This window comes from Streptomyces sp. NPDC058240 (assembly GCF_042882135.1).
In the GTDB taxonomy this organism is placed as follows: Bacteria; Actinomycetota; Actinomycetes; order Streptomycetales; family Streptomycetaceae; genus Streptomyces.
Map to the genome: position 1 here is coordinate 225651 of NZ_JBHVWT010000002.1, position 21925 is coordinate 247575.

Sequence of the window (21925 nt, forward strand, 5' to 3'; positions counted from 1 at the left end):
GAGCGGCGGCTTGCTGGTACGGCCGACTCAGATGTCGAGGAAGCGGACGTCCTTGGCGTTGCGCTGGATGAACGAGCGCCGCGCCTCGACGTCCTCGCCCATCAGCACCGAGAAGAGGTCGTCGGCCTGCGCCGCGTCGTCCAGCGTGACCTGGCCGAGAACCCGGTGGTCGACGTCCATCGTGGTGACGCGCAGCTCCTCGGCGTTCATCTCGCCGAGACCCTTGAAGCGCTGGATCGAGTCTTCCTTGATCCGCTTGCCGTTCTGCTTGCCCAGCTCGACCAGGGCGTCGCGCTCCCGGTCCGAGTACGCGTACTCGAAGTCGTCCCGGCCCCACTTGATCTTGTAGAGCGGCGGGCGGGAGAGATACACGTGCCCGGCCTCGACCAGCGGACGCATGAAGCGGAAGAGGAACGTCAGCAGCAGGGTGTTGATGTGCTGACCGTCGACATCGGCGTCCGCCATCAGGATGATCTTGTGATAGCGCAGCTTCTCGATGTCGAAGTCCTCGTGGACCCCGGTGCCGAAGGCCGAGATCAGCGCCTGGACCTCGGTGTTCTGCAGGATCTTGTCGACCCGGGCCTTCTCGACGTTCAGGATCTTGCCGCGGATCGGCAGGATCGCCTGGTACATCGGATTACGGCCGGACTTCGCCGAACCACCGGCGGAGTCACCCTCGACGATGAAGATCTCGCACTTCGTCGGGTCGTTGGACTGGCAGTCGCTGAGCTTGCCCGGCAGCGAGGCGCTCTCCAGGAGCCCCTTGCGACGGGTCAGGTCACGCGCCTTGCGGGCCGCGACACGGGCCGTGGCCGCCGCGATGCCCTTGCGGATGATGTCGGCCGCCTCGTTCGGATTGCGGTCGAACCAGTCCGTGAGCTGCTCGTGGACGACCTTCTGGACGAAGGTCTTCGCCTCGGTGTTGCCCAGCTTGGTCTTCGTCTGGCCCTCGAACTGCGGCTCGCCCAGCTTCACCGAGATGATCGCCGTCAGACCCTCGCGGATGTCGTCACCCGTGAGGTTGTCGTCCTTCTCGCGCAGCAACTTCTTCTCGCGCGCGTACTTGTTGACCAGCGTGGTCAGCGCGGCGCGGAAACCTTCCTCGTGTGTACCGCCCTCATGCGTGTGGATCGTGTTCGCGAAGGAGTAGACCCCCTCGCTGTACTGCGTGTTCCACTGCATGGCGATCTCGGCCGAGAGGAGACGCTCCTTGTCCTCGGCCTCGATGTCGATCACCGACTGGTGGATGACATCGCCCTTGCGGGAGTTGAGGTACTTCACGAAGTCGACGATGCCGCCCTCGTAGTGGTACGTGACCGTGCGGGCCTGCTCCGCCTCGGCGACCTCGGCCACCTCGGCAACATCCGCGCCCAGCGTCGCCTTCGCCGACTCGCGCTCGTCGGTGAGCTTGATCGTCAGGCCCTTGTTGAGGAACGCCATCTCCTGGAAGCGGCGCGACAAGGTCTCGAAGGAGTACTCGGTCGTCTCGAAGATGTCCCCGTCGGCCCAGAAGGTGACGGACGTCCCCGTCTCGTCGGTGGCCTCGTTGCGGGCCAACGGAGCGGTGGGCACACCGAGCTTGTAGTCCTGGGTCCAGCGGTAACCGTCCGTCCGGACCTCGACCGAGACCCGCGACGACAGCGCGTTGACCACGGAGACACCGACACCGTGCAGACCACCGGAGACGGCGTAACCGCCGCCGCCGAACTTGCCGCCGGCATGCAGCACCGTCAGCACGACCTCGACCGCGGGCTTCTTCTCCGACGGCACGATGCCGACCGGGATACCGCGGCCGTTGTCGATCACGCGGACCCCGCCGTCGACGAGGATCGTGACGTCGATCGTGTCCGCGTGCCCGGCCATCGCCTCGTCGACCGAGTTGTCCACGACCTCTTGCACGAGGTGGTGGAGGCCGCGCTCACCGGTCGAACCGATGTACATGCCAGGTCGCTTGCGGACCGCGTCCAGACCCTCGAGGACGGTGATCGCGCTGGCGTCGTACGAGGCCGTGACCTCGCCCGTGCCCACGGCCTCGCCCGCGGCGACAGCCTCGGCGCTCTCACCGGGTGTGGACGGAATGTTCTCGTTGGGGTTGCCGGAATCGGCCACGAAGCGCCCTTTCTGGCACAGCACAGGCCGTTCTCCGGGCAAACGGGGAGCGGCTGCGTCGTTCGGCTTGTATCGACGACTCCCGCAAGGATGCGGGATTGTCCACCAGTCTACCGGTAGCGCTGACATGAATGGGGGTTTGCCGGTACCTGAGTACGCATGTGCCGCCCTGAATGAGCGGCTGACGACTCCCCATATTCAGGAAGGGCTCTCAGGAGGCTCACGCGGGCCTTGAGCGCTTCGGCCTGTCAAGCTCCCGCTACCGTGAGGGACGCCCCATTCTCACCGCGTGGTTTCAACCACCGCATACCCGCACAAAACGGACCCGCCGGGTAGCGCCCCGCACAGACAGCCCAGCACCGCGGCAGAGCCGCATCCGAACCGGGAACGGGGCCCGCACAGGGCCCAGAAAAGACAAGGGAGCAACACGACAACAGCCCTGCAACAGCTCCGAAACAGAGAAAAGCCCAGGTCAGCCGTAGGTATCGCCCGGACCGGTGCTCCCCGGCGCCCGCAGCGGACCGAACCTGCGCCGCGGACCACCGGGCCCCAGCACCTTGATCAACCGCACCGTGCCCTGCCCCAGATCCGCGTTCAGCCGGGCCACCAGCTGAGGCGCCAGCAACCGCAGCTGCGTCGCCCACGCCGTCGAGTCGCACTGCACCGTCAGCACCCGCTCGTCCGGATCCTCGTCGTACCGCAGCGGCACACAATGATTGGCCAGATCTTCACCGACGATCTGCGGCCAGCGCCCCATCACCCCGCCCACCGCCGCAGGCGTCTCCCAGCCGCGCTCGGTGATCAGACGGTTGATCGCGGAACCCAGCGGCAACGGATCACGCCCATCGGCCCGCGCCCCCGAACGCAGCCCGCCACCCCGCCTGGCCTGCTTCTTCTGCTGCGCGGCAGCACCACGCGCGCGCGCCTGCTCCTTGGCCGCGCGCAACGCCACCCGCGCCAGATCGACGCCCGAGGGCTCCGGAGCCCTCCCCCCGCCGGAACGCTCCCGCGACGGCTCCCCGAGCCCCTCGCCACGGCCGCTCACAGCCGCTCCACCTCACCCGCGGATACCGCGTACCGCGTCCCCGCCAGCACACCCGGAACATCGTCGTCCACCGCAGCCGTCACCAGCACCTGCTCACCCGGAGCCACCAGCTCCGCCAGCCGCTCACGGCGCCGCGCGTCCAGTTCCGCGAAGACGTCGTCCAGCACCAGCACCGGCTCATTGCCCTCGCTGCGCAGCAGATCGTACGAAGCCAGCCGCAGCGCCAACGCGTACGACCAGGACTCACCGTGGCTCGCGTACCCCTTGGCCGGCATCCCCCGCAGCCCCAGCAGCAGATCGTCACGGTGCGGACCGACCAGGGTCACCCCCCGCTCGATCTCCTGCTTGCGGACATCCACCAGGGCGGCGATCAGCTGCTCGTACAGCTCCTCACGGGTACGGGCGGACTCCACACCCGCCCCGACCGAGCTGCGGTACTCCAACGCCACCGGGCCACCGCCCGGCGCGACATCCCCGTACGCCTTGTCCGCCAGCGGCTGCAAGGTCGCGATCAGATCCAGCCGCTGCGCCAGCAGCTCCGCACCCACCCGGCCCAGATGCTGGTCCCACACGTCGAGCGTGGACAGATCCATCGACCTGCCGCCGTGCCGACGCGCCATCGCCGCCGACTTCAGCAGCGTGTTGCGCTGCTTCAGCACCCGCTCGTAGTCCGAGCGCACACCCGCCATCCGCGGCGAACGAGCCGTGATCAACTCGTCGAGGAAGCGCCGGCGCTCCCCGGGATCGCCCTTGACCAGCGCCAGATCCTCCGGCGCGAACAGCACCGTACGTACTATCCCCAGCACGTCACGTGGTCTGACCTGTGACGATCTATTGATACGAGCCCGATTGGCCTTGCCGGGATTGAGCTCCAGCTCGATCAGCTGCGAACGCTCTCCCTGTGTCACGGCGGCGCGGACGACAGCCCGGTCCGCGCCCATCCGCACCAGCGGCGCATCGGAGGAGACCCGGTGGCTGCCGAGCGTCGCGAGATAGCCGACCGCCTCCACCAGATTCGTCTTGCCCTGGCCATTGGCCCCCACGAAAGCGGTGACGCCCGGCTCGAGAGGTACCTCGACCCGGGCGTACGAGCGGAAGTCGGCCAGCGAGAGATGCGTGACATGCATGGGTGTACGCCGACCTTCCCGGCTTCCTGCTCCGTGCTTCGTGGGGCGAACCGGACGCCTGGGTCCGGCCCGCCTCCCGTTGCGGTTACTTCTTGTTCTCGACCGCGTGGCCACCGAACTGGTTGCGCAGCGCGGCGATCATCTTCATCTGCGGGGAGTCGTCCTGGCGCGAGGCGAAACGCGCGAAGAGCGACGCGGTGATCGCGGGCAGCGGCACCGCGTTGTCGATCGCGGCCTCCACCGTCCACCGGCCCTCACCGGAGTCGGCGGCGTAGCCACGGAGCTTGTCGAGGTGCTCGTCGTCGTCCAGCGCGTTGACCGCCAGGTCGAGCAGCCAGGAACGGATGACCGTGCCCTCCTGCCAGGAGCGGAAGACCTCGCGCACATCGGTGACGGAGTCGACCTTCTCCAGGAGCTCCCAGCCCTCGGCGTAGGCCTGCATCATGGCGTACTCGATGCCGTTGTGGACCATCTTCGCGAAGTGGCCGGCGCCGACCTTGCCCGCGTGCACGGAACCGAAGTCGCCCTCGGGCTTCAGCGCGTCGAAGACCGGCTGGACCTTCGCCACGTTCTCGGCGTCGCCGCCGTACATCAGCGCGTAGCCGTTCTCCAGGCCCCAGACGCCGCCGGAGACGCCGCAGTCCACGAAGCCGATGCCCTTGATGCCCAGCTCGACCGCGTGCTTCTCGTCATCGGTCCAGCGGGAGTTCCCGCCGTCCACGACGATGTCGCCGGGCGAGAGAAAACCGGCGAGCTCGTCGATCGTGGCCTGGGTCGGGGCGCCGGCCGGAACCATCACCCAGACGACCCGGGGACCCTTCAGCTTGCCCACAAGCTCTTCGAGGCTGTGGACATCGGAGACGTCCGGGTTGCGGTCGTAACCGATGACGGTGTGGCCTGCGCGGCGGATGCGCTCGCGCATGTTGCCGCCCATCTTGCCGAGGCCGACGAGACCGAGCTCCATCAGAGATTCCTTAAGCGTTGTGCCGATTCGTACCCAAGGACGAGCCTACGCCCGGCCGGGGACGGACCGACGGGCATGCTCGGAGCCGAGCGTGCCCGTCGGGATCCGCCATGACAGGACCTACGGCCGGACCGATGACCGGACCTGCGACCGGGTCAGCCGGAGAGGCGGACCGGCATGATCAGGTACTTGTACGCGTCGTCGGCCTCGGCATCCACGGCCGGGCGGCCGCTGAGCAGCGCGGGCTTGGTGGACGTCGTGAACGAGAGCTGGGCGACCGGGGAGTCGATCGCGCTCAGCCCGTCCAGCAGGAAGGTCGGGTTGAAGGCGATCGAGATGTCGTCGCCCTCCAGCACCGCGTCGACCCGCTCCACAGCCTGTGCGTCGTCGCTGGAACCCGCCTCCAGGATCAGCACGCCCTGCTCGAAGCTGAGCCGCACCGGGGTGTTCCGCTCGGCGACGAGAGCCACACGCTTGACGGCCTCGACGAACGGCGCCGTCTCGATGACCGCCACCGAGTTGAACTCCGTGGGGAAGAGCGTGCGGTACTTCGGCAGATCGCCTTCGAGCAGCCGCGTGGTCGTCCGCCGGCCCGCGCCCTCGAAACCGATCAGCCCTTCACCGGCACCCGAGCCGGACAGCGCCAGGGTCACCGTGTCACCGCTGGTCAGGGCCTTGGCGGTGTCCAGCAGCGTCTTGGCGGGCACCAGGGCTACGGCCGAGGCGTCCGGGTTCTCCGGCTTCCAGAGGAACTCGCGGACCGCGAAGCGGTAGCGGTCGGTCGAGGCCAGGGTGACGATGTCGCCCTCGATCTCGATCCGCACACCGGTCAGCACCGGCAGCGTGTCGTCACGGCCCGCGGCGATGGCGACCTGGGCGGCGGCCGAGGCGAAGACCTCGCCGGGGACCGTGCCCGTCGCGGTCGGCATCTCGGGAAGCGCCGGGTACTCCTCCACAGGAAGGGTGTGGAGTGTGAATCGCGAGGAGCCGCAGACCACGGTCGCCCGTACACCGTCTGTGGAAATCTCCACCGGGCGGTTGGGAAGGGCGCGGCAGATGTCGGCGAGCAGCCGGCCGGAGACCAGCACCGTGCCGTCCTCCTCGACCTCGGCGTCCACCGAGACCCGGGCCGAGACCTCGTAGTCGAAGCTGGAGAAGCTGAGGACCCCGTCCTCAGCCTTCAGCAGAAGGCCCGCAAGAACGGGCGCCGGCGGACGGGCCGGGAGGCTACGGGCCACCCAGGCCACAGCCTCCGCGAGTACATCGCGCTCCACCCGGATCTTCACCGGAACCGCCTCCTGCTGTTGCTCGCTCGCCCTGCTGGCCTTCGTCGTCTGATCGGGTCTCCCGCCGACGAGGCAGGAAGGACGCCGGGGACCAGTCTGACGTACGGCACCGACACTCGGTGCTGCTCGGGGTCAAGTCGCGACAAGAGGTTCGGAGCGCTCCGGCCCCGAGTTGTGCACAGGCCCCACTTCGAAGCGGATTCCGGGCTAACTCTATGTGGCAGTAGTAGTAGGGCCTGTGGAAACCGTGGATAACGTCGTTTCCGCAGGTCAAGTCCGGTTTTTTGTCCACCGACCCTGTGGGTGGCACCGGTGGACAACACGGCGCTTCTGTGGACACAGGAAAGTTCTGCACACCCGATGCACAGGACAGGGGGGTTTCTCCCCAGGGCTGTCCCCAGCTTTACCCAGGTTCCCCACAGCCCAACCGACCCTCTTGGTGTGACGCCTTTCACTCGGCGCGGTGAAAGGCGGTGCCCTGTTGCCGAACAGTGGACAGAGGTGTGGAGAAGCAGCAGGGAGCTGGGGACAACACGGCTCGACCTGTGGGTCGCCGGTGGACAACATCATCCGCCTCCTGTGGACGAATAGTTTGTCCACAGGCTGTGGATCATTGTTGACCACAAATCCCCAGGCCCTTGACCTGGCCTGATGGAGTATCGGCAGTCGGCCCTGTGGAAGCAATATGGACAACTTCCGGATCCCCAGGCTGTGGAGGGGGAAAACTCCCCAGATCTGTGGAGAACGGACGGCCGACGGCAGGTATTCGAACACCGCGGTGGCGTCGGAGCGTTGGCAGCGGGGTCCGGGGCGGGCGATGGGAGGTCCCCGGGAGGCGTTCGGACGGCATTCGGGCGGTCTCCAGGGGACCTTGAGCGGTCTCCGAGGGGCTTCCGGACGGTCTCCGAGGGCCTTCCGACGGCTTCCGGGCGGTTCCGGTGCGGCTTCCGGGCGGTTCCAGGACGGCCTCCGGGCGGCTTTCAGGACGCCCTCCGGGCGGTTTCCAGGCAACGAAAAGGGCGCCCGAGGGACCCTGTGAGGGATCTTCGGGCGCCCTTGCGGCGCGTACGGGAGCAGCTGTCGAGGTGCGTGGCGACCCGGGTGCCGACCGGCGTCGGCGCAGGTGCGGCGGTCCGTCAGCCGTTCTTGATGCGGTTGGTGAGCTCGGTGACCTGGTTGTAGATGGAGCGCCGTTCCGCCATCAGTGCTCGGATCTTCCGGTCGGCGTGCATCACCGTCGTATGGTCGCGGCCGCCGAACTGCGCACCGATCTTGGGCAGTGAGAGATCCGTGAGCTCCCGGCAGAGGTACATGGCGATCTGTCGGGCCGTCACCAGCACACGGCTGCGCGAGGTTCCGCAGAGATCGTCCACCGTGAGGCCGAAGTAGTCCGCGGTCGAGGCCATGATGGCCGTCGCCGTGATCTCCGGAGCCGAGTCCTCGCCACCCGGGATCAGGTCCTTCAGCACGTGCTCGGTCAGCCCGAGGTCCACCGGCTGACGGTTGAGACTGGCGAAGGCCGTGACCCGGATCAGCGCCCCCTCCAGCTCCCTGATGTTCCGGGAGATACGGGAGGCGATGAACTCCAACACCTCCGGCGGGGCATTGAGCTGCTCCTGCACCGCCTTCTTGCGGAGGATCGCGATCCGCGTCTCCAGCTCCGGCGGCTGCACGTCGGTGGTCAGACCCCACTCGAAACGGTTCCGCAACCGGTCCTCCAGGGTCACCAGCTGCTTGGGCGGCCGGTCGGAGGACAGCACGATCTGCTTGTTGGCGTTGTGGAGCGTATTGAAGGTGTGGAAGAACTCCTCCTGCGTCGACTCCTTGCTCGCCAGGAACTGGATGTCGTCGACGAGCAGGATGTCCACATCCCGGTAGCGCTTGCGGAAGGTGTCGCCCTTGCCGTCGCGGATCGAGTTGATGAACTCGTTGGTGAACTCCTCGGAGCTCACGTACCGCACCCGGGTGCCCGGGTAGAGGCTGCGGGCGTAGTGACCGATCGCATGCAGCAGGTGGGTCTTGCCGAGCCCGGACTCCCCGTAGATGAAGAGCGGGTTGTACGCCTTGGCGGGGGCTTCGGCGACCGCGACCGCCGCGGCGTGCGCGAACCGGTTGGACGCGCCGATGACGAAGGTGTCGAAGAGGTACTTCGGATTCAGCCGGGCCGCCGGTTCGCCGGGGCCGGGCGTGGGAGCGGGCTGCGAGCCCATCGGTCCGGAGATGCCGCCGGGCCGTCCGGTGCCGGCGCCGCCCTGCCGGTGCTGCGGTTGGGGCTCCTGCATGTCGCGGTGGTCGGGGCGCTGCTGCTCGTAACCCTGGCGTTCGGGCGGCTGCGGACGGTAGTCGTGCTGCGGCTGCTGGGGGCGGCCGCCGGCGTACGGCTCGCGCCACTGTTCCGCGGGAGCCTCGCGGTCCTGGAATCCGCCGAGCCGGGGCTGCTGCCAGGAGAGGTCCTCCTGGGTGCGCGGCCACGCGCCGGGGTCGGGGCGCTGCTGCTGGTAGTCGGGGTAGGCCGGCCGGGCGGTCGGCATGCCGTCGTCGGAGGGCCGGTGCCCGTATCCGTCGTACGCGTCGTTGTGCTGCCGCTCGTCGTGCTGCGGTCCCTGGTAGCGGTGCTGCTGGGACTGGTGCATCGGAGGCGCGGGAGGGCTCGGAGGCTCGCCCGCGGAGTCGTCGACGGTGATCGCGATGCGGATCGGGCGGCCGCATTCGCGGCTCAGCGTCTCGCTGATGAGCGGCGCGAGCCGGCCTTCGAGGACGCGTTTGCCCCATTCATTGGGGACGGCGAGCAGCGCGGTGTCCGCGACCAGGGCGAGCGGCTGGCAGCGCTCGATCCACTGTTTGTCCTTCGGCTCGATGCCCTGTTGGCCCTCTCCGAGGAGATGCTCCAGCACTCGTGGCCACACTGCGGCAAGATCGGCAGGTACGTCAGCCACAGGGCACGCTCTCTCGCTGGTCCCACGAATGTGTGGTTCTCGGGACGGGATGGGTGGGGACCGGCAGGCAGGAAGAAAAGACCGGAACTCAGCCACGGTAGTCAGGGCGACCCGCGTGGTTCAAGTTGTTGTCCACAGCCTGTGCACAGTGGGGGGTGTCGCGGAGCCGGTTTGACCGGATGGCGTAGCCGCGCGTACCGTGACCAGGTCGAGTTGTCGATGGCTGCTGCCGCCTGCCTCCGATGGGCAAAGATCACGATCTGTGATTGTGAAGCGGTGCACTAGAGCGTTTACGCGAGTCTCTCGTGGGCGCACGGTGACAGCCAGGCGATGTCCCGCCAACACACGAGTCATTTCTGGAGCCCCCTAGTGAGCAAGCGCACCTTCCAGCCGAACAACCGTCGTCGCGCGAAGACCCACGGCTTCCGGCTGCGTATGCGCACCCGTGCCGGCCGCGCGATTCTCGCGTCCCGCCGTGGCAAGGGTCGCGCCAACCTGTCCGCCTGATCGCCTACAGGTCATGACGTGCTGCCTACCGAGAATCGGCTGAGGCGGCGCGAGGACTTCGCGACCGCAGTACGTCGAGGACGCCGGGCCGGCCGCCCGCTACTCGTCGTTCATCTACGCAGCGGTGCAACGGACCCGCACGTGACTGGGGAGAATGCTCCCCCGCCGCGTGCGGGTTTCGTTGTCAGCAAAGCCGTGGGTGGAGCGGTTGTACGCACAGCGGTGAAGCGGAAGCTTCGCCACCTGGTCCGAGAACGGCTTGCCCTGCTGCCCCCCGGTAGCCTGGTTGTCGTACGAGCGTTGCCCGGAGCGGGCGACGCCGGCCATGAACAGCTGGCCCGAGACCTGGACGCCGCTCTGCAGCGGCTGCTGGGAGGGGGCGCGCGATGAAGTACCCGCTGCTGGCTCTTATCAAGCTGTATCAGTGGACGATCAGCCCACTTCTCGGGCCTGTCTGCCGTTACTACCCGTCGTGTTCCCACTATGGATATACGGCGATCGACCGGCACGGAGCGATCAAGGGAACCGCGCTGACGGCCTGGCGCATCCTGCGGTGCAATCCGTGGTCACCCGGTGGCGTGGACCATGTTCCACCACGCAAACGTCCGCGTTGGCATGAACTCCTGCGTAATGCCATGCGCGGTGGCAAGGGCGGGGACTCCGCCGCTGATGCGTCTGTCCGGGGATCGGCTTCCGAAGCCCCGGGTCAGGCCGCAGAGACTTCGCCCAATGCTCAAGGAGCCTGATTAGTGGACACGATTGCCAGTCTGTTCAGCTTTATCACCTGGCCCGTCTCATGGGTCATCGTCCAGTTCCACAAGTTGTACGGGGCGATCTTCGGCGACAACACGGGCTGGGCCTGGGGCCTGTCCATCGTGTCCCTGGTGGTGCTGATCCGGATCTGCCTGATCCCGCTCTTCGTGAAGCAGATCAAGTCGACCCGCAACATGCAGGTGCTCCAGCCGAAGATGAAGGCGATCCAGGAGCGTTACAAGAGCGACAAGCAGCGTCAGTCCGAAGAGATGATGAAGCTGTACAAGGAGACGGGTACCAACCCGCTCTCCTCGTGCCTTCCCATCCTGGCGCAGTCACCGTTCTTCTTCGCCCTGTATCACGTGCTGTCGGCCATCGCCTCGAACAAGAAGATCGGTGTCATCGACCAGTCGCTGCTCGACAGCGCCCGTCAGGCACACATCTTCGGTGCTCCGCTCGCCGCCAAGTTCATGAACAGTTCGTCGGAGGTCAGCGCTCTCGGCGCCTCTCTGGCCGATGTCCGGGTCGTCACCGCGGTCATGATCGTGATGATGTCGGCGTCGCAGTTCTTCACCCAGCGCCAGCTGATGACGAAGAACGTCGACCTGACGGTCAAGACGCCGTACATGCAGCAGCAGAAGATGCTGATGTACATCTTCCCGCTGATCTTCGCCGGCATGGGCATCAACTTCCCCGTCGGTGTCCTTGTCTACTGGCTGACCACCAACGTCTGGACCATGGGTCAGCAGATGTACGTGATCAACCAGAACCCGACCCCGGGCAGCAAGGCGCAGGACCAGTACCTGGGACGTCTGCTGAAGAGCGTCACCGCCCATGGTGAGGTTCGCGGCAGGACCCGGCGCAACACCGTCAAGCGGATCGTGGCCAAGGGCCCGGACCGCAATGACATCGAGCGGAAGTTCGTCACCGGGCTGGCCAAGCTGGGTCTCGTCGCCCAGGAGGACGGCACGGTGACCAAGGGCGAGACCGCTGTCTCCGAGGCCGAGGGCGGAGCCGCGCAGCGGCGTCAGCAGCCCAAGCGCCAGACCAAGTCCCAGCGTCAGACCGGTGCCACGCAGGCAGGGGCCAAGGACGCCGATTCCACCGAGTCGGGTTCCAAGACCTCCCTGCAGAAGCGGGACGCATCGCAGGACGAGAAGTCCAAGCCGGCGGGCAAGCCCGCGTCCGGCTCCTCACGCCAAGCCAAGTCCGGACAGCGCAAGGGTCCGCAGCGGCCCAAGCACCCGTCCAAGAAGTAAGAAGGAGTCCATCCGTGACGGAAGGCACCACCTCCACGGCCGCTGAGGGCAGCGACACCTTGACCCGCCTTGAGCAGGAGGGCGAGATCGCAGCGGACTACCTCGAGGGTCTGCTCGACATCGCCGACCTGGACGGCGACATCGACATGGATGTCGAGGCGGACCGGGCCGCGGTCTCGATCATCAGCGACTCGGCACGTGATCTGCAGAAGCTCGTGGGCCGCGACGGTGAGGTGCTGGAGGCGCTCCAGGAGCTGACGCGGCTTGCTGTTCACCGGGAGACCGGAGACCGCAGCAGGCTGATGCTGGACATCGCGGGCTTCCGGGCCAAGAAGCGGGCGGAGCTCGCCGAGCTGGGTGCCAAGGCCGCGGATGAGGTCAAGAGCACCGGTGAGCCGGTGAAGCTGGACCCGATGACGCCGTTCGAGCGCAAGGTTGTTCACGACGCGGTCGCGGCCGCCGGTCTGCGCAGCGAGTCCGAGGGCGAGGAGCCGGAGCGCTTCGTCGTCGTCCTCCCGGCCTGACCGGACCCTAGTTCTGTCGGCCCCGTCTGTTCGCAGGCGGGGCCGATCTTTGTCAGCCTGATAGTCAGCCACCCACAGTGCGGTAGTGCGGTATGGAAGGACGGTCCCCGTGACGGCGGAAGTAGAGCTTCCCCAGGCGCCCCAAGGAGCGCGGGCGGTTTTCGGCGAGTTCTTCCCGGAGGCCGTCCGGTACGCGGAGCTGCTGGCGGATGCCGGGGTGAAGCGGGGGCTGATCGGCCCGCGTGAGGTCCCGCGGCTGTGGGAGCGGCATCTGCTGAACTGTGCGGTGCTCTCCGAGGTCGTGCCCGAGGGAGTCACGGTCTGCGATGTGGGTTCGGGTGCGGGTCTTCCCGGTATCCCGCTGGCGCTGGTGCGCCCGGATCTCAAGATCACTTTGCTGGAGCCACTGCTTCGGCGCACGAATTTCCTTCAGGAAGTCGTGGAGCTGCTGGGTCTGGACCATGTGACGGTCGTGCGTGGCCGGGCCGAGGAGGTTCTGGGCTCGCTTCAGCCGGTGCATGTGGTGACGGCTCGTGCTGTGGCGCCGCTGGACCGGCTGGCCGGCTGGGGCGTTCCGCTGCTGCGTCCGTACGGAGAGATGCTGGCGCTCAAGGGGGACACCGCCGAGGAGGAGATCGTCGGGGCTCGTGCGGCGCTGAGCAAGCTCGGTGTGGTGGAGACCGAGGTGCTGCATGTCGGGGAGGGTGTTGTCGACCCGATGTCCACGGTGGTGCGTGTGGTGGTCGGTGAGAGTCCGGGTGGTGTGAGGTTCGCCGCAAAGAGGGCCAAGGCCGCCAGGACGAGTCGTACGAGGCGCCGTCGCTGACGTCTCTGGTCGCGCCGCGGGGTCGAGTGTTACGTGCGGTTCATACCGTCTGCCGGTTGCGCTTCCGGTATGTAGCCGTACGTCCCCATGCGGAGTGTCGTGCCCCTGTAGCTAGGCTGCAGGGGCATCGTGTTTCACGTGAAACGTCGCTCTCTGCTGCATGGAATCATCAGCCGCGGCCGTGCGGCTGCCGCGCCGCGGCATCGCAGGCCCGTTAGGGCTACGGAGTTGTCCACAGAAGTGGATTCATCCACAGAAGAGCGGGCCTCGCTGGTTCACGACCCCGAAAGCATGGCAGGCTCTGTTCATTGCGAGCCTGAAGTCGAGGAGAGTGAATCCTTGCGGTCCGACGCCAACATCGCGGGACCGATGACCGATCCGGTCCCCGGTCCCCGAACCGAATCGGCGGGGGAGGGTGTTTCACGTGAAACACCGCCGCCGATGGACGACACACCCATCGGTCGCGCGGCCCAGCTGGCGGTTGAGGCCCTCGGCCGCGCCGGCGAGGGCCTGCCCCGTCCTGACCGGACGCGCGTCATGGTGGTGGCCAATCAGAAGGGTGGAGTGGGCAAGACGACCACGACGGTCAATCTTGCTGCCTCGCTCGCGCTTCACGGAGCACGTGTTCTGGTCGTCGACCTCGACCCGCAGGGGAACGCCTCTACGGCTCTGGGTATCGATCACCATGCCGAAGTCCCCTCCATCTATGACGTCCTGGTGGAGAGCAGGCCGCTCTCCGAGGTGGTTCAGCCCGTACCGGACGTCGAAGGTCTCTTCTGCGCCCCCGCCACCATCGATCTCGCCGGTGCGGAGATCGAGCTGGTGTCGCTGGTGGCGCGGGAGAGTCGACTGCAGCGAGCGATCCAGGCGTATGAGCAGCCGTTGGACTACATCCTCATCGACTGCCCGCCTTCGCTCGGCCTGCTGACGGTCAATGCGATGGTCGCCGGCGCCGAGGTGCTGATCCCTATCCAGTGCGAGTACTACGCACTGGAAGGGCTGGGGCAGCTGCTGCGCAATGTGGACCTGGTGCGGGGGCATCTCAACCCCGATCTTCATGTGTCGACGATCCTGCTCACCATGTACGACGGCAGGACCAGGCTCGCTTCGCAGGTTGCGGAGGAGGTGCGCAGCCACTTCGGCAAGGAGGTGCTGCGGACGAACATTCCGCGATCGGTGCGGATCTCGGAGGCGCCCAGCTACGGGCAGACCGTGTTGACCTATGACCCGGGTTCCAGTGGGTCGCTGTCGTACCTCGAAGCGGCGCGTGAGATCGCCCTGCGGGGCGTCGGGATCCACTACGAGCCCCAGCATGCCCGGACGGGCATGGGGAACAGCCAGCAGAGCACTTCGGAGGGGATTCAGTGAGCGAGCGTCGAAGAGGGTTGGGGCGTGGGCTGGGTGCCCTGATCCCCGCCGCTCCGCAGGAGAAGCAGGTGCCGTCCTCAGGGGTGGGATCGACCTCTGCCGGGGCGGGTCCTGTGATGACGGCGGAGCGGGGGGTGGCTGCGGCAAAGGTGGCCGCTCTCGGGGGTGCTCCGGTTGTGCCGGAGCCGAGTGCACCGGTTTCGGAGTCCGGAGCGGCCGCCGAATCGGTGGGACCCGCCGGGGCGTACTTTGCCGAGGTTCTTCTCGGCTCCATCACGCCGAATCCCCGCCAGCCCCGTGAGGTGTTCGACGAGGACGCACTCGCGGAGTTGGTGACCTCCATCAAGGAGGTGGGCCTTCTCCAGCCCGTTGTCGTGCGGAAGGTGGGGCCGGAGCGCTATGAGCTCATCATGGGCGAGCGGCGCTGGAGGGCCTGCCGGGAGGCGGGTCTGGAGCGGATCCCGGCTATCGTCCGGGCCACGGATGACGAGAAGCTTCTCCTGGACGCACTCCTGGAGAACCTTCACCGGGCTCAGCTGAACCCGTTGGAGGAGGCAGCCGCGTACGACCAGCTGCTCAAGGACTTCAAGTGCACGCATGACCAGCTGGCCGACCGGATCGGGCGTTCCCGGCCGCAGGTGTCGAACACGCTGCGACTGCTGAGGCTGTCGGCTCCGGTGCAGCGGAGGGTGGCGGCCGGGGTGCTGTCCGCCGGTCATGCGCGGGCGCTGCTGTCCGTGGACGACTCGGATGAGCAGGACAGGCTGGCTCATCGCATCGTGGCCGAGGGGCTTTCGGTGCGTGCGGTCGAGGAGATCGTGACCCTCATGGGCTCCAGCCCCACGAGCCCTGCCAAGTCCAAGGGGCCGCGGGCCGGTGGTCGGGTGGCGCCCGCACTGTCGGACCTCGCCACCCGGCTCTCGGACCGTTTCGAGACCAGGGTGAAGGTCGACCTCGGTCAGAAGAAGGGGAAGATCGTCGTCGAGTTCGCGTCGATGGAGGATCTGGACCGCATTCTCGGCAGCCTGGCACCGGGTGAGGGGCGCGTGCTGGATCGGGCACCCTCCGAGGATTTCGCAGAGGACGGCGAGGGCTGACCCTGCTGACGGGGTTGTGGGGCGGGCTGTATTTCGGGGGTTACCGGAACTCAGCCCGCCCTTTGCTTTCTCTCGGTGTCGGCTTCATCCCTGGGTGGATACGATGCGTTCTGGTATGGCACATCCGGCTTGGGCCACCTCGGTAGGGAGGGCCATGCGATCAGTGAGCCGCAGCCGACTGATGACAGTGGGGCTGGGCCTGGGGGCTGTCGGAGGGTTCGTCGGCAGCCTGCTCCTCGAACGGAGTGCACTGACTGTCGCACGCGACGCGGCAGGCGAAGGAAGCGAGGAACAGCCTTCATGGGACGTCGGCTCGTACCGCTCACACTGGACAACCTTTCCGATCTTCCCGGACGCTGCCGCTCGTGTGTCTTCTGGGAGCTTGATCCGGTCAGCGGGGAAGCTGCGGTAAAGGCGGGAACACCCGAGCTGGAGAAAGAGGCCTGGATCTCGGCCGTTCTCCTGGAGTGGGGGTCGTGCGGCCGCGTTGTCTATGTCGACGATGTGCCGGTGGGCTTCGTTCTCTATGCGCCACCAGCCTATGTGCCGCGTTCGACCGCGTTTCCCACCAGCCCTGTCTCCCCCGATGCCGTGCAGTTGATGACTGCCTGGATCGTGCCGGGCTACCAGGGGCAGGGACTGGGCCGGGTCATGGTGCAGGCCGTTGCCAAGGACCTGCTGCGTCGGGGGTTCAAGGCGATCGAGGCTTTCGGTGATGCTCGGTGGAAGGAGCCTGCCTGTGTGCTTCCCGCGGATCATCTGCTGGCAGTCGGCTTCAAGACCGTACGGCCGCATCCCGTTCATCCGAGGCTGAGGCTGGAACTGCGTACGACGCTGTCCTGGAAGGAAGACGTCGAGCTGGCACTGGACCGGTTGCTCGGTGCAGTGCAGAAGGAGCCAGCGTTGAGGCCGCTGTGATCCGAGAACCCATGACAACGTGAAACGGGTCCATCCCCCGAGGGATGGACCCGTTTCACGTGAAACAGCGAGTTGCGTTCCTACTCGCCGAGGAAGCCATCGAGGTCGCGGAGGATCGCGGCCTTCGGCTTGGCGCCGACGATGGTCTTCGCGACCTCGCCGCCCTGGTAGACGTTCAGGGTCGGGATGGACATGACGCCGTACTTGGCGGCCGTGGCCGGGTTCTCGTCGATGTTGAGCTTGACGATCTCGATCTGGTCGCCGTGCTCGGCGGCGATGGCCTCCAGCGAGGGGGCGATCTGACGGCACGGGCCGCACCAGGCAGCCCAGAAGTCCACCAGCACAGGCTTGTCGCTCTTCAGGACGACCTCGTCGAAGGAGTCGTCGGTCACGTTCTTCAGGGCGCCGGCCACGGCGGCCTCCTTAACTTCTTGGGGTGTAGTGGGGAGAGAGGCGTGAGTCAGACGGTGGCCGCAGCGGCCTTCTCGTCATCGGCGAGTGCGGCCAGGAAGCGCTCCGCGTCGAGAGCGGCCGAGCAGCCCGTGCCGGCGGCCGTGATGGCCTGCCGGTAGGTGTGGTCGACGACGTCACCGGCACCGAAGACACCGGTCAGGTTGGTACGCGTCGAGGGAGCAGCGACCTTGAGGTAGCCCTCGTCGTCGAGGTCGAGCTGGCCCTTGAAGAGCTCGGTGCGCGGATCGTGGCCCACCGCGATGAACAGGCCGGTCACCGCGAGCTCCGACGTCTCGCCGGTCTTGGTGTTCCGAAGGGTCAGGCCGGACAGCTTCTGTTCGCCGTGCACTCCGGCAACCTCGCTGTCCCAGGCGAACTTGATCTTCGGGTCGGCGAAGGCGCGCTCCTGCATCGCCTTGGAGGCGCGCAGCGTGTCGCGGCGGTGGACGATGGTGACCGACTTGGCGAAGCGGGAGAGGAAGGTCGCCTCCTCCATCGCGGTGTCGCCGCCGCCGACCACGGCGATGTCCTGGTCCTTGAAGAAGAAGCCGTCACAGGTGGCGCACCAGGAGACGCCGCGTCCGGAGAGGGCGTCCTCGTTAGGCAGGCCGAGCTTGCGGTGCTGGGAGCCGGTCGTCACGATGACGGCCTTGGCGCGGTGCACCGTGCCTGCCGTGTCGGTGACGGTCTTGATGTCTCCGGTGAGGTCCACGGAGATGACGTCGTCGGGGACGAGCTCGGCGCCGAAGCGTTCGGCCTGGGCGCGCATGTTGTCCATGAGCTCGGGGCCCATGATCCCGTCCTGGAAGCCCGGGAAGTTCTCCACGTCGGTGGTGTTCATCAGCGCGCCACCGGCGGTGACGGCGCCCTCGAACACCAGCGGCTTCAGTGAGGCGCGTGCGGTGTAAAGGGCGGCCGTGTAGCCCGCGGGGCCGGAGCCGATGATGATCACATTACGGACGTCGCTCACGGGTTTCTTCCTCGTCTCTGCAGACTGCCTACTGTCCACGCCTACTGGGGTCGGTTCAACGACTCTCACCCCACCCAACGGATCCTACGGGGGATGCATTCCCCGCCGTGCCGGGGCGGCGTCCGGCGCGATTCTCAGGGGCGTGCGTAGGTGCGGGTCAGCAGGAGTTCCCCCTTGCCCGCGGGCTTCTCCTGGACGCAGGACGCGTCGATGACGTACGCCTGTACGCGGGTCGCGTCGGATGGGTGCGGCAGCACGACGAGGAAGGCATCCGTGCCTTCGTAGGTGCCTTCTTCCACCGCGAGGGCTGCGGCGTTGCGCCCGGTGCCCTGCTCCACACAGGGCGGGACGGACACGGTGGGCGCGCGCAATGGTGTCTGGGGTGACCCCGGCCCGGCCGAGGTGCTCTTGGGCGTCGATTGCGACTCGGCGGACGGCGCCTGCTTCTCGGCCCCCATGTCCTCCGCCGACTTCGACGGCTTCGAGCCGGTACTGAGAAGAAGCGTGTGCACCCGGTCTTCGAGCGAGGACTCCGAGAACGCTCCTCCGCCGTTCTCCCCGGCGCTGGAGCTGTGGTCTGCTGCCTTGAGGCTCCCGGAGTGCTGGGACGGCTGGACGTTCTGCAGCATGAAGACGCTCACGCCGACCACGGCCGCGCCGAGAGCGGCTCCGAGCACGGCTGTGCGGCGGCGACGTCGGACCGGCCGTCGGCCGGGGCCGGTGGTCGCCCGGGGACGCCCTGCGGGACGGTCCGAGGGCGTGGGCTCCGCACTCGGCTTCTCCGCTGCCAGCCCCTCTGTTTCACGTGAAACATGCGCCGAGCCGGATGCTGTCGTGGTGTCGAGAGCCGCTTCGGCGGCGAGTGCGGCATCGATGCGATCCGCGACGTCGTCCGGCATGCGCTGCGGCATGGGTACGGTGCCGAGCAGTTCGCGGATCTCCACGAGAGAGGCATGGACCTCACCGCAGAGTTCGCAGCCGTCCACATGGTCGCGCACCTCTGCCGCACGTGACGGTGGGAGCAGCTCCTCCGCCAGGTCGGAGATCTCCGTGACATCCGGATGCTGGGTCGTGTCGGTCGTTGATGTCATGTGCGCCCACCTCCGCCCTTCACTGCAGCGGGATCGCTTGTGCCCGCATCTCTCGGCCCCGATGCCGGTGGGACGGATGTGCGCGGCGTCCGGTTCCTTCTGGCCGTCTCGTCGGCTCCCGCGACCTCACTGCGCAGGTGGGTGAGCAGTGGCGCCAGCCGGGCCCGTCCTCGCGCACAGCGACTTTTCACGGTGCCTGTCGGTACGTCGAGGATGCGTGCCGCCTCGGCCACGGGGTAGCCCTGCATGTCCACGAGGACGAGTGCGGCCCGTTGCTCGGCGGGGAGAGTGGCGAGTGCGGCCAGGAGCTCGCGGTGCAGGTCCTGGCGCTCCGCCGGTGCCTCCGCGGATTCGTGCGGTTCGAGGAGTTGCTCGAACCGTTCGGTGTCGTTGACCGGCGCGGTCCTGCGGGTGGCTGCCTTGCGGACCCGGTCGAGGCAGGCGTTGACGGTGATGCGGTGCAGCCAGGTGGTGACGGCGGACTGGCCGCGGAAGGTGTGGGCGGCCCGGAAGGCGGAGACAAGGGCGTCCTGGACGGCGTCCGCGGCTTCCTCGCGGTCGCCCAGGGTCCGTATCGCCACGGCCCACAGCCGGTCGCGGTGGCGCCGTACCAGCTCGCCGAAGGCGTCCGGTTCGCCGGCCACATGGCGAGCGAGGAGGTCTGAGTCGCTGAGTGGTTCCGACGGCTCGGCGGCCACCTCCCCCTCCCTCCGTTTCGCTGCGTCAAGGTGCGTCTGTCTATCACGATTCGAGCGTGCGGGGGCAGGGGGCGAAAGAGGCACTGCCCGATGCGGGAACGAGAACTTCAGGCACGGGAGCGCCGGAAGTGCGGGAGGCCGGTGGGGGCGCCCCCACCGGCCTCTCCGTCACTTGAGTACGGAGATCTCCGAGATCCCGCCCCGGTAGCCACCTGTTCCGTCCGACGGCAGCTCGGTGAGATGGATCAGGACGTAGCGGGTCCGTACAGGCTTGGAGAAGGTCTCCTTCAGATCGCTTCCCACCGTTCCGAGCTTCGTGAGGCGCTGGGGGAAGTCCGAGAGGGACGACGGGCCGGAGGCGCTCGGATCGGCCGCCAGCACCTCGGCCTTCTGGCCGCTGCGGTACATCTTGGCCGTGATGCCCGCGACATCCTGGACGCTGCCCAGGTCGACGACTATGCCGCTGCCGTCCCGGCGGTTCGGATAGTTGCCGAAGTTCGCGTAGCCCACGTAGCGCGGGGTGACCCACGCCGTGCTCGCATCGCCGTCGACGGAGTTCGGCACCTCGTTCTGCTTGATCCCCGATCCGCTGGGCATGAACTCCGTCGCACCGGCGATGCGCAGCGGTTCGGTGGGCTGGTGAGGCTTCTCGTCACTGTTCCCCGGGTCGGTCGGGGTGCTGTCCCCGGGCTCGGAGCCCTTGGCGTGGTCGAGGAGCGCCTCGGCGAGCTGCCAGCTGCCGAGGCCCAGCGCGGCGATGAGCAGTGCGGACACGGCCCACTTGAGGGCCTTGCCGGTGCGGCTCTGGAGCGGCGCCAGGGGCACGGCGATCGTGGGCGGTGCGGCGATGGGACCGGAAGGCGGACGCCCGTACGAACCCTGCTGGTAGGTCGTGCGCTGGTACTCGGGAGGCGCCGTGAAGGCGGGCTCCGGAGGACGGATGCGGGGCATCGCGGCAACGGCCTTGGCCAGCTCGTCCGGCGTGGTGCACGGTTGCTCCTGCCGGGAGGCAGTGGCGCCGTCGTTGGCGAGCGCGCGCATGGCGAGCTCGGAAAGGCCGCGGTGGACGCCGGCCCGCACCTGGTCGGGGGCGATCAGCCCCACCCCCTTGGGCAGCCCGGCCAGGCCGTACGCGTCGCTCTCGTACGGCCAGCGCTGGGTCAGTGCGGCGTAGAGCAGGGCGCCGATCGCCTCGGTGTCCGCTCGCTGGGGGCTGTCGGCGGTGATGCCCCGCAGGGCGGCGTTCACCGCGAGGCCGCGGATCCGGTACTGCCCCGTCGAGCTCCGCAGCACCGCCCCCGGGGTGAGCCTCAAATGTGCGAGGCCTTCCCGGTGTGCTGCGGCCATGGCCTGGGAGACCTGGCTGACGAGCTGGTACGCGTCGTGCGCGTCCATCGGCCCCGAGGCCAGCAGGGCGGTGAGCTCCGTGGCGTCGGGGAGCCATTCGTGGACGACGTAGACGAGGTCGTCCTCCTCCACCGCGTCGAGCACCTGCACGAAGCGTGGGTCGCCGAGCAGTGCGGAGGACCGGGCTGCGGCCAGCACGGAGCGGGCACGCGGGTGGTCGGCCGGGAGCAGGTGGACGCCCACCGCGCGGCGAAGTTTCTCGTCGACGGCGCGCCAGCTGCTGAAGCCGTCCAGACGGGTGACGCACTCCTCGAGCCGGTAGCGTCCGGCAAGTTTGTGCCCGCTGTGCAGATCGGGGCTCGGCAGGGTGGCCTCGGAACCGATGCGTTCACCATCCGTGTCCTGTGGCTTCGTGCCTTTGGTGTCCTGAGCTTCTGCCGTCCCGTCGGTCGTGGCCTCGTCCGCCTTGGCGGCCAGCGGTTCATCACCGCTGTTGTCGGCCACGTCGACGGCAGCCGTGCTACGTTCCGCCACCGTCGTTCCTGCCTCCCCATCCGTTGCGCGATGCCAGCCAGCTCTGCACAGTCACGCCAATTGTGCCCACACTCCGGCGCTATGCACGACACGCAAGGGGCGGTGATGGTTGT

At 67.7% G+C, this 21925-nt stretch carries 20 protein-coding genes; 9 read left to right on the forward strand and 11 right to left on the reverse strand.

Annotation, left to right across the window (positions count from 1 at the left end):
- Positions 1–27: 27 nt before the first annotated feature.
- The 6 genes from gyrB to dnaA all read right to left on the reverse strand — a co-directional run bounded on the left by gyrB (position 28) and on the right by dnaA (position 9467).
- Complete coding sequence (gene gyrB, locus ACFVX4_RS06285; RefSeq protein WP_389972475.1) at positions 28–2133, reverse strand: DNA topoisomerase (ATP-hydrolyzing) subunit B; 2106 nt, start codon at positions 2131–2133, stop codon at positions 28–30.
- Between the two features lie 448 nt (positions 2134–2581).
- Positions 2582–3154 carry a DUF721 domain-containing protein gene (locus tag ACFVX4_RS06290; RefSeq protein WP_389972477.1) on the reverse strand — a complete coding sequence of 191 codons (573 nt, stop codon included), beginning with the start codon at positions 3152–3154 and terminating at the stop codon, positions 2582–2584.
- Entirely contained in the window at positions 3151–4281 is a 1131-nt protein-coding gene (recF, locus tag ACFVX4_RS06295) for a DNA replication/repair protein RecF (protein ID WP_389972479.1), read from the reverse strand. The genes ACFVX4_RS06290 and recF overlap by 4 nt, the downstream gene beginning before the upstream one ends.
- Before the next feature lie 85 nt (positions 4282–4366).
- The gene (gnd, locus tag ACFVX4_RS06300) at positions 4367–5245 is read right to left on the reverse strand and encodes a phosphogluconate dehydrogenase (NAD(+)-dependent, decarboxylating) (protein ID WP_389972481.1); all 879 of its coding nucleotides are present in this window, start codon (positions 5243–5245) and stop codon (positions 4367–4369) included.
- Positions 5246–5400: 155 nt separating this feature from the next.
- Positions 5401–6531, reverse strand: a complete 1131-nt coding sequence (gene dnaN, locus ACFVX4_RS06305; RefSeq protein ID WP_389972483.1) for a DNA polymerase III subunit beta — start codon at positions 6529–6531, stop codon at positions 5401–5403.
- A 1136-nt stretch (positions 6532–7667) separates the two neighbouring features.
- Positions 7668–9467 (reverse strand): chromosomal replication initiator protein DnaA, encoded by a 1800-nt coding sequence (gene dnaA, locus ACFVX4_RS06310; RefSeq protein WP_389972485.1) that lies wholly within the window; start codon positions 9465–9467, stop codon positions 7668–7670.
- A gap of 369 nt (positions 9468–9836) precedes the next feature.
- Here dnaA and rpmH point away from each other — a divergent pair, with 369 nt between their 5' ends.
- From rpmH to ACFVX4_RS06355, 9 genes are all read left to right on the forward strand, one after another.
- Positions 9837–9974: a 50S ribosomal protein L34 gene (rpmH, locus tag ACFVX4_RS06315; protein WP_030930485.1), complete on the forward strand. Its 138-nt coding sequence runs from the start codon at positions 9837–9839 to the stop codon at positions 9972–9974.
- A gap of 18 nt (positions 9975–9992) precedes the next feature.
- Complete coding sequence (gene rnpA, locus ACFVX4_RS06320; protein ID WP_329820077.1) at positions 9993–10364, forward strand: ribonuclease P protein component; 372 nt, start codon at positions 9993–9995, stop codon at positions 10362–10364.
- The gene (yidD, locus tag ACFVX4_RS06325) at positions 10361–10720 is read left to right on the forward strand and encodes a membrane protein insertion efficiency factor YidD (protein WP_389972487.1); all 360 of its coding nucleotides are present in this window, start codon (positions 10361–10363) and stop codon (positions 10718–10720) included. Before rnpA ends, yidD begins: the two co-directional genes overlap by 4 nt.
- A 3-nt stretch (positions 10721–10723) precedes the next feature.
- Complete coding sequence (yidC, locus tag ACFVX4_RS06330) at positions 10724–11986, forward strand: membrane protein insertase YidC (RefSeq protein ID WP_389972489.1); 1263 nt, start codon at positions 10724–10726, stop codon at positions 11984–11986.
- Between the two features lie 14 nt (positions 11987–12000).
- On the forward strand, positions 12001–12510 hold the full coding sequence (locus tag ACFVX4_RS06335) for a R3H domain-containing nucleic acid-binding protein (RefSeq protein WP_124719874.1): 510 nt from the start codon (positions 12001–12003) through the stop codon (positions 12508–12510).
- 109 nt (positions 12511–12619) lie between these two features.
- Positions 12620–13336, forward strand: a complete 717-nt coding sequence (rsmG, locus tag ACFVX4_RS06340; protein WP_266416829.1) for a 16S rRNA (guanine(527)-N(7))-methyltransferase RsmG — start codon at positions 12620–12622, stop codon at positions 13334–13336.
- Between the two features lie 291 nt (positions 13337–13627).
- Positions 13628–14704, forward strand: coding sequence for a ParA family protein (locus ACFVX4_RS06345; protein WP_389972492.1), 1077 nt, complete (start codon positions 13628–13630; stop codon positions 14702–14704).
- The gene (locus ACFVX4_RS06350; protein WP_389972494.1) at positions 14701–15801 is read left to right on the forward strand and encodes a ParB/RepB/Spo0J family partition protein; all 1101 of its coding nucleotides are present in this window, start codon (positions 14701–14703) and stop codon (positions 15799–15801) included. The genes ACFVX4_RS06345 and ACFVX4_RS06350 overlap by 4 nt, the downstream gene beginning before the upstream one ends.
- A 300-nt stretch (positions 15802–16101) precedes the next feature.
- Positions 16102–16719, forward strand: a complete 618-nt coding sequence (locus ACFVX4_RS06355; RefSeq protein ID WP_385337500.1) for a GNAT family N-acetyltransferase — start codon at positions 16102–16104, stop codon at positions 16717–16719.
- A gap of 80 nt (positions 16720–16799) precedes the next feature.
- On the opposite strand, the gene trxA is transcribed toward ACFVX4_RS06355, so the two are convergent.
- The 5 genes from trxA to ACFVX4_RS06380 all read right to left on the reverse strand — a co-directional run bounded on the left by trxA (position 16800) and on the right by ACFVX4_RS06380 (position 21812).
- Positions 16800–17132 (reverse strand): thioredoxin, encoded by a 333-nt coding sequence (gene trxA, locus ACFVX4_RS06360; protein WP_389972497.1) that lies wholly within the window; start codon positions 17130–17132, stop codon positions 16800–16802.
- A 47-nt stretch (positions 17133–17179) separates the two neighbouring features.
- Positions 17180–18142, reverse strand: coding sequence for a thioredoxin-disulfide reductase (gene trxB, locus ACFVX4_RS06365; protein WP_389972499.1), 963 nt, complete (start codon positions 18140–18142; stop codon positions 17180–17182).
- Between the two features lie 134 nt (positions 18143–18276).
- A complete protein-coding gene (locus ACFVX4_RS06370) occupies positions 18277–19233 on the reverse strand; it encodes a hypothetical protein (protein WP_389972501.1) in 957 nt (318 codons plus the stop codon).
- Positions 19230–19931, reverse strand: a complete 702-nt coding sequence (sigM, locus tag ACFVX4_RS06375; RefSeq protein WP_389972503.1) for an RNA polymerase sigma factor SigM — start codon at positions 19929–19931, stop codon at positions 19230–19232. The genes ACFVX4_RS06370 and sigM overlap by 4 nt, the downstream gene beginning before the upstream one ends.
- A 168-nt stretch (positions 19932–20099) precedes the next feature.
- Positions 20100–21812, reverse strand: coding sequence for a protein kinase family protein (locus tag ACFVX4_RS06380; RefSeq protein ID WP_389972505.1), 1713 nt, complete (start codon positions 21810–21812; stop codon positions 20100–20102).
- Positions 21813–21925: the final 113 nt, after the last annotated feature.

Bases quoted from the DNA above. Each gene is read 5' to 3' on its own strand.
- gnd (WP_389972481.1), bottom strand. From the start codon at position 5,245: ATGGAGCTCGGTCTCGTCGGCCTCGGCAAGATGGGCGGCAACATGCGC.
- recF (WP_389972479.1), bottom strand. From the start codon at position 4,281: ATGCATGTCACGCATCTCTCGCTGGCCGACTTCCGCTCGTACGCCCGG.
- ACFVX4_RS06355 (WP_385337500.1), top strand. From the start codon at position 16,102: ATGGGACGTCGGCTCGTACCGCTCACACTGGACAACCTTTCCGATCTT.
- ACFVX4_RS06345 (WP_389972492.1), top strand. From the start codon at position 13,628: ATGGCAGGCTCTGTTCATTGCGAGCCTGAAGTCGAGGAGAGTGAATCC.
- yidD (WP_389972487.1), top strand. From the start codon at position 10,361: ATGAAGTACCCGCTGCTGGCTCTTATCAAGCTGTATCAGTGGACGATC.
- ACFVX4_RS06370 (WP_389972501.1), bottom strand. From the start codon at position 19,233: ATGACATCAACGACCGACACGACCCAGCATCCGGATGTCACGGAGATC.